This window comes from Kitasatospora sp. NPDC057198, from assembly GCF_042670125.1.
Lineage (GTDB): Bacteria > Actinomycetota > Actinomycetes > Streptomycetales > Streptomycetaceae > Kitasatospora.
In genome coordinates this window covers 1-6,231 of record NZ_JBHUWH010000449.1, presented here as the reverse complement: position 1 = coordinate 6,231, position 6,231 = coordinate 1, and the positions used below count along the sequence as shown (strand labels likewise).

6 protein-coding genes are annotated in these 6,231 nt (G+C 77.2%); 2 read left to right on the top strand and 4 right to left on the bottom strand.

Translation table 11 applies throughout. The features are described from left to right. Positions 1 to 227: 227 nt before the first annotated feature. Complete coding sequence (locus tag ACFUEL_RS32745; protein ID WP_380240718.1) at positions 228 to 1,217, bottom strand: hypothetical protein; 990 nt, start codon at positions 1,215 to 1,217, stop codon at positions 228 to 230. Between the two features lie 283 nt (positions 1,218 to 1,500). Here ACFUEL_RS32745 and ACFUEL_RS32740 point away from each other — a divergent pair, with 283 nt between their 5' ends. Beyond that, positions 1,501 to 2,259 carry a class I SAM-dependent methyltransferase gene (locus ACFUEL_RS32740; protein WP_380240717.1) on the top strand — a complete coding sequence of 253 codons (759 nt, stop codon included), beginning with the start codon at positions 1,501 to 1,503 and terminating at the stop codon, positions 2,257 to 2,259. Positions 2,260 to 2,277: 18 nt separating this feature from the next. Here the strand turns inward: ACFUEL_RS32740 and ACFUEL_RS32735 are convergent, their stop codons facing one another. From ACFUEL_RS32735 to ACFUEL_RS32725, 3 genes are all read right to left on the bottom strand, one after another. Then, the gene (locus ACFUEL_RS32735) at positions 2,278 to 3,498 is read right to left on the bottom strand and encodes an alanine racemase (RefSeq protein WP_380240715.1); all 1,221 of its coding nucleotides are present in this window, start codon (positions 3,496 to 3,498) and stop codon (positions 2,278 to 2,280) included. 81 nt (positions 3,499 to 3,579) lie between these two features. Continuing rightward, positions 3,580 to 4,641, bottom strand: coding sequence for an ABC transporter substrate-binding protein (locus tag ACFUEL_RS32730; protein WP_380240713.1), 1,062 nt, complete (start codon positions 4,639 to 4,641; stop codon positions 3,580 to 3,582). A 4-nt stretch (positions 4,642 to 4,645) separates the two neighbouring features. After that, on the bottom strand, positions 4,646 to 5,320 hold the full coding sequence (locus tag ACFUEL_RS32725) for a serine hydrolase (protein ID WP_380240711.1): 675 nt from the start codon (positions 5,318 to 5,320) through the stop codon (positions 4,646 to 4,648). 142 nt (positions 5,321 to 5,462) lie between these two features. Here ACFUEL_RS32725 and ACFUEL_RS32720 point away from each other — a divergent pair, with 142 nt between their 5' ends. Beyond that, on the top strand, positions 5,463 to 6,215 hold the full coding sequence (locus ACFUEL_RS32720) for an SseB family protein (protein WP_380240709.1): 753 nt from the start codon (positions 5,463 to 5,465) through the stop codon (positions 6,213 to 6,215). Positions 6,216 to 6,231: the final 16 nt, after the last annotated feature.

Below are 6,231 nucleotides of genomic sequence, written 5' to 3'. Positions count from 1 at the left end.
GGTTGTTTGTTTTTTTTTCTCTCCCGCGGGGGCCCCCGCCTCCCAGCCCGCTCGCCCCGCGGGGGGGCGGTCTGCCCCCGTGGGGGGGGCGCCGGGGGCCCCCCCCCCCCCGCCCACCACAGCCCCTCCCGCCGAGGAACGGACCGGGACCGCGGTGTGCTCCACGGCTCCGACGCCGACCACTCCGACGCTGACTGATTCGACGCCGACTGCTTCGACCCGCGCGGCTAGAACGGCGGCTCGAGGTTCGCGGCGGGCGCGGCGCCGCCCAGCAGTTGGCGCAGCGTCTCGGCCAGGCCGTCCGGCTCGCTGACGTGCCGGAACCACGGCAGGTCGTCCAGGACGCGGGTCAGGTCGTCGTCGACGGGGGCCTCCAGGACGGTGCGCAGTTCGTCCGGGACGGGGGCGTCGTCCAGGCAGAGCCGGGCCATCGCGGCGGGCAGCCGGAGGTCCGCCGGGCGGCCCGGGTCGGACCACAGGGTGTCGCACCAGGCGGTGACGGGCCCCGGGTCGGGGTGGGAGCGGGCCAGTTCTGCGGCGGCCAGTACCAGGGATGCCCGGACGCCCGGCACCGGTTCGACGGCCGGCCGCTCCCGCAGCGCGGCGGCGATCGCGCCGCTGTCGCCCAGCGCGGTGGCCAGCACGTCGCAGGCCAGGAGGCGCAGTTCCGGATCCGGGTCGTCCAGCAGTCCGAGCAGCAGGTCGGCGTCGGCGGCGACGGCCCGGCGCGCCGCCTCGTAGACCCAGTGCGTCGCGTAGCCGTCGCACCCCCATGCCGCGCCCGCCGGGGCCGTCCGCAGGAACTCCTCCCGGGTGCCCCATCCCCAGTGCTGTGCCCGGGACACCCCGGCGGCCAGCCGGAGGGCGCTCGCCCGCACCGGGGCCGCCGGGTCCGCCCCGAGGCGGATCAGGAACGGCACGCACAGCGGAGCGTGCGCGGACACCGAACCCTGGTGCGAGAGCAGATCCGCCAGCTCGCGCAGCGCCCGGCCGGCCGTCTCCGGCTCCGTCGACCGGGCCTGCGCCAGGTACTGCCCGAGCGGCTCCCCGGCACCGAACTGGAAGCGTTCCCACGGCACTTCGTCCAGCCGGAAGCCGTCCAGGACTTCCCGGCCCAGCCCCGCGACCACCGTCCGGACGTCCAAGCCGGTGCCCGCGTACACCTCGTACGTGCCGTCGAGCACCCGCTGCCAGTCCCAGACCAACCGCTCGTCCACCGTGCACCCGCCCCTTCGCCGTGATCCCGGACCCCACGGCTACCACCCGGCACCGACACGGCCGGAAAATCCCCCGAAAAAGTTCCGCCGCCCCGCCCCCCGAATGCCCCTTCCCGGCCCCCGGCGAGCCCCCGGCCGACCGCGGAGCAGCCCCCCGGCCCCGGGGGACGAGGCCGTTCCCAGCGCCCGGCAGCGGCCCGCCCGCGGCCCGGCCGCACCCGCTCTGACCTGGTCTTTCGTCCCTCCCCTCGGTAGAGTCCGAGCAGACCGGAAGGGGGGCCGGATGGACCGGACCGTACGCACCGTCGAGGACGTCTTCGCACTTCTCGACGGACTGTTCAGCACCGCACCCGAGGCCGACGGAGGCAGGCTCGCCACCGGGGACGGCCGGGAGTACTGGGACCGCTTCTACACCGACCGCACCCGGCCGGTCCCGTTCTTCGCGGAGAAGCCGGACGAGAGCCTCGCCGCCCACCTCGACCGCGGCCTGATCACCGTCGGCCGGGCCCTGGACCTGGGCTGCGGCCACGGCCGCAACGCCCTCCACCTGGCGGCCCGCGGCTTCCGGGTGGACGCCGTCGACCTCTCGCCCGTCGCCGTCGCCTGGGGCGAGGAGCGGGCCCGCGCGGCGGGCGCGGACGTCCGCTTCCACTGCGGCGACGCGTTCGCGCCGTCCGCGACGGAACTGGACGGCCCGTACGACCTGGTCGTCGACTCGGGCTGCCTGCACCACCTGCCCCCGCACCGCCGGATCGGCTACCTGGCGCTGCTCGACCGCGTCCTGGCCCCCGGCGGCCACCTCGCGCTCACCGCCTTCGCGGCGGGCCCCGACGGCATGGGCAGCGAACTCTCCGACGCCGAGCTCTACCGCGCCCGCAGCCTGGAGGGCGGCCTCGCCTTCACGCCCGACGGGCTGCGCCGGATCTTCGCCGGCCTCACCGAGGTCGAACTGCGCCGGATGCGCGAACAGCCGGACGGCTCCGAGCTGTTCGGCGTGCCGTTCCTGTGGGCCGCGCTGTTCCGCCGGGACACCGCGCGCTAGCCGGCCGGGCCGCGGGGGTCACAGGAAGGTGTGGCCCTCGCCCCGGTAGGTGGGCACGGTCTCGGTGACCGCGTCGCCCTCGACCAGGTGCAACCGCTCGAAGCGCTCGCACAGTTCGCCGGCCTTCGCGTGCCGGAACCACACCCGGTCGCCGATCAGCAGGTCGTCCGCCGCCGACCCCAGCAGCGGCGTCTGCACCTCGCCCGCGCCCTCCTGCGGGTCGTAGCGCAGCCCGGCCGGCAGGTACGGGACGGGGGAGCGGTCCGCGCCCGCCGGGCCGGACGCCGGGTACCCGCCGCCCAGCACCGTCACCACGCCCACGCCGGGGCGCCGCACCACCGGCTGCGCGAACAGCGCGGCCGGACGGCCGCGGAACGAACGGTAGTTGTCGAACAGCCGGGGCACGAACAGGCCCGAACCCGCCGCCACCTCGGTCACCGCGCGCTCCGCGACCGTCGACTCCACGCTGCCGGTGCCGCCGCCGTTCACGAACTCCAGCTCGGCGACCTCGCGCACCCGCCGCACCACCTCGGCGCGCCGCGCCACCAGCTCGCCGCGCGCCTTCGCCTGCATCAGCCGCACCGCCGCCGACCGCAGCGGACGCCCCGGCACCGCGTCCCCGACGCCCGCCACGTGGCCCTCGTACGCCATCAGCCCGACCACCTCGAACCCCTTGCGGCGGCCCACCAGTTCGGCGAACCGGCCGAGCTGCTCGGGCGTGCGCAGCGGCGAGCGCCGCGCGCCCACCCGCACCCGGCCGCCCAGCAGCTGCAGCGAGGTGTCCAGCTCCAGGCAGACCCGCACCGTCGCCGGACCCTGCCGGGCCGCGTCGATCAGGTCCAGCTGGGCCGGGTCGTCCACCACCACGCTGACCTGCCGGGCCAGCTCCGGGTTCGCCGTCAGCCGCCCGAACGCGGCCCGGTCCGCCGACGGGTAGGCCAGCAGCACGTCGGTGAACCCGGACTCCACCAGCCACAGCGTCTCCGCCAGCGTGAAGCTCATCACCCCCGCGAAGCCGTCCAGCTTCAGCACCCGCTCCAGCAGCGCCCGGCAGCGCACCGACTTCGACGCCACCCGGACCGGCTTGCCGCCCGCCCGCCGCACCAGGTCCGCCGCGTTGGCGTCGAACGCAGCCAGGTCCACGATCGCCAGCGGCGCGTCCAGGTGCGCCGTCGCCCGGTCGTAACGGGCCCGGTCGGAGACGGTTCCGCCGGTCGCAGCGGTTTCAACGAGTGCCATGGGCGCAGACTGCCACATCCCCCTACCGGGCGGTAGATCCATCGGTCCCCGAATCCGCGCCGCCCGCTACCGCGCCGCCCGCTACCGGACGGTGTGCAGCACGCGGAAGCGCTCCGGAGCCGCCGGGTCCCGGTCGACCACCCGCACCGGCGGCCAGGCCCACTGCCACACCCCGCTGCCCGGCACCCGGGAGAAGCGCACCGCCCCGCGGCTGGCCGCCGCCTCCACCTCCGGCCAGCGCACCCCGCCGCCGTCCGCCGCCCGTAGCGCCGCCGCCAGCACGGCCATCGCGTCCCAGCCCTCGAACGCGACGAACGACGGCTCGCCGCCCAGCAGTTCGCGCAGCTCCGCGTCCACCCGGGCGCCCAGCGGGCCCAGCCGCTCCGGCAGGTAGCTCAGGAACGGCACGCCGGCGCCGTCCGCGCCCAGCAGTTCCAGCCACTCCCCGAACTCCGGCTGCCCGGCCGGCGCCCCCAGCAGCAGCCCGCGCAGCCGCCGGTCGCCCCGCACCGCCCGGACGATCGGCACCGCCGGCTCCGGATGCCCGGCGAGCAGCAGCAGCGCACCCGCCCCGCTGCCCGCCACCGCGTCGCACAGCGCCCGGGGCGTCAGCCCGCGCAGGTCGAACGCCACCACCTCCCCGCCGTGCGCCGCGAAGCACCCGCGCAGCACCTCCACCCCCGCCGCCCAGTACCCGCCCGGGGCGACGGCCGCCGCGATCCGGCGGTGGCCCGCGCCGAGCAGGAACTCCGCGTAGGCCCGCCAGCCGTACGACTGCGCCGGGGCGATCCGCGCCACCCAGCGGGCCTGCGCGTCCACCAGCCCGTCCAGCACCGCCGAGGAGCACAGGTACGGCAGGCCCAGCGCCTCGGCGCGCTCCGCCACCGCCCGTGCCGCCACGCTGTGGTACTCGCCCACCAGCGCCGCCACCCCCAGCCCGGCCAGTTCGTCGACCGCCTCCGCCGCCCGCACCGGATCCGCCGCAGTGTCCCGCACCAGCAGCTCGACCGGCCGCCCGCCGATCCCGCCCGCCGCGTTGACGTCCCGGACGCCCAGTTCGAGCCCGGCCACCAGCTGCCGCCCCGCCGCCACCCACCCGGGCCGGCCCAACGGCGCCAGCGCCCCGATCCGCACCGTCGACATGTCGTCAACTCCCCCCGTCCGCACGTCGTGCCGCCTCCACCGTACCCACCGCCCAGCGCGCCGCCGACTCCACCGCCGCCACGCCCCGCGCCAGCTCCGGCCAGCCGTCGGAGAGCACCGCCACCAGTGTCCCGTCCGGCCGGGCGCCGAAGCTGTCGACCACCCACAGACCGGTCGCGCTGCGCGGCAGCCAGCCGTTCTTGAGCGCGCCCGCGCCCGCCGCCGAGACGCCCCACGCCTGCTCGGGCACCACCCGGCGCATCAGCCCGGCCAGCCAGGCCCGCCCGGGGAGCGCGCCCCCGTCCGCGGCGAAGACCTGCCGCAGCAGCCGCACCCGGTCGGCGACACCGGTCGTGGTCAGCCCCCAGTACCCGTTCCGGCCGGCCACGGTCTCCACCAGCCCGAGCGCCCGGTACGCCGCGTCCAGCCCGTCCGCGCCGCCGACCAGCAGGTACAGCTCGCTCGCCGCCGCGTTGTCACTGCGGACGATCGACAGCTCGGCCAACTCCCTTTCTCCCGGGGTCAGTTCCCCCTCCCCGCCGCCCCGGCGCAGCAGCAGCGCCGCCACCAGGTCGACCTTCACCGTGCTCGCCGTCACGAACGACCCGCCGCCGCGCACCGCCGCCGCACCCGTCCCGGGCAGCACCGCCGCCACCGCCAACCGCCCACGCCGTTCCACCGGCACACCTCCTCCAGCACTCACCCGCCCCGGCCGTCCCGTCCCCGTCCCGTGCCCGGCCGTCCCGTCCCCGTCCCCGGCCGTTCCCCCTCCCCGGTCCATCCTGTCCCGTCCCCGGATAAACGTGGCATACGCTCACGGGGTGGAGCGCAAGAACATCCCCGATCCCGGTTTCGCCGCGGACGACGGCACCGCCGACCCCGCCCTCGCCGCCGCCCTCGCCGCCTGGCAGCAGGACCCGGCCACCGAGCCCGACCTGCTGGCCGCCCTCACCCCGAGCCGGCTGATGGTGCCGATCGTGGCCCTGCTCGGCGAGGTCGAGGTGGACGCCGACGGGCACAAGCACGAGAAGACCAGCGACATGGCCGTCCCGGTCGTGGAGGCCCCCGACGGCCGCCGCGCCCTGCCCGCCTTCACCTCGCTGGCCAGCATGGCCGCCTGGCGTCCGGACGCCCGCCCGGCCCCGACGGTCGCCCCGCAGGCCGCGATGGTGGCCTTCGCCGAGCGCGCCGACACCCTGCTGATCGACCCGGCCGGGCCCGTCAGCTACCAGCTGACCGGCGCCCGCCTGCGCGCCGTCGCGGAGAACCGCCGCTACCTCCCCCCGCACCGGGACCCCGAGGTGCACCAGGCCCTGCGCACCCTGCTCGCCGCCGAACCCGCCGTCGCCGCCGCCCACCTCACCCCGGCCCCGGACGCCGACGCCACCCTCGCCCTCGTCCTGGCCGACCCCGCCGCCGACCCCGCCGCCGTCCAGGCCCTCGCCGCCCGCCTCGGCCGCTCGCTCGCCGCCGACCCGGCCCTGCGCCTGCGCCTCGACCGGGGCCTCCAACTCGCCTTCCTGGCCCGCCATCCCGAACAGCGCCCCTTCTACGCGGTGCACGCGAACGGATGAGCCCGCCGCACCGGGG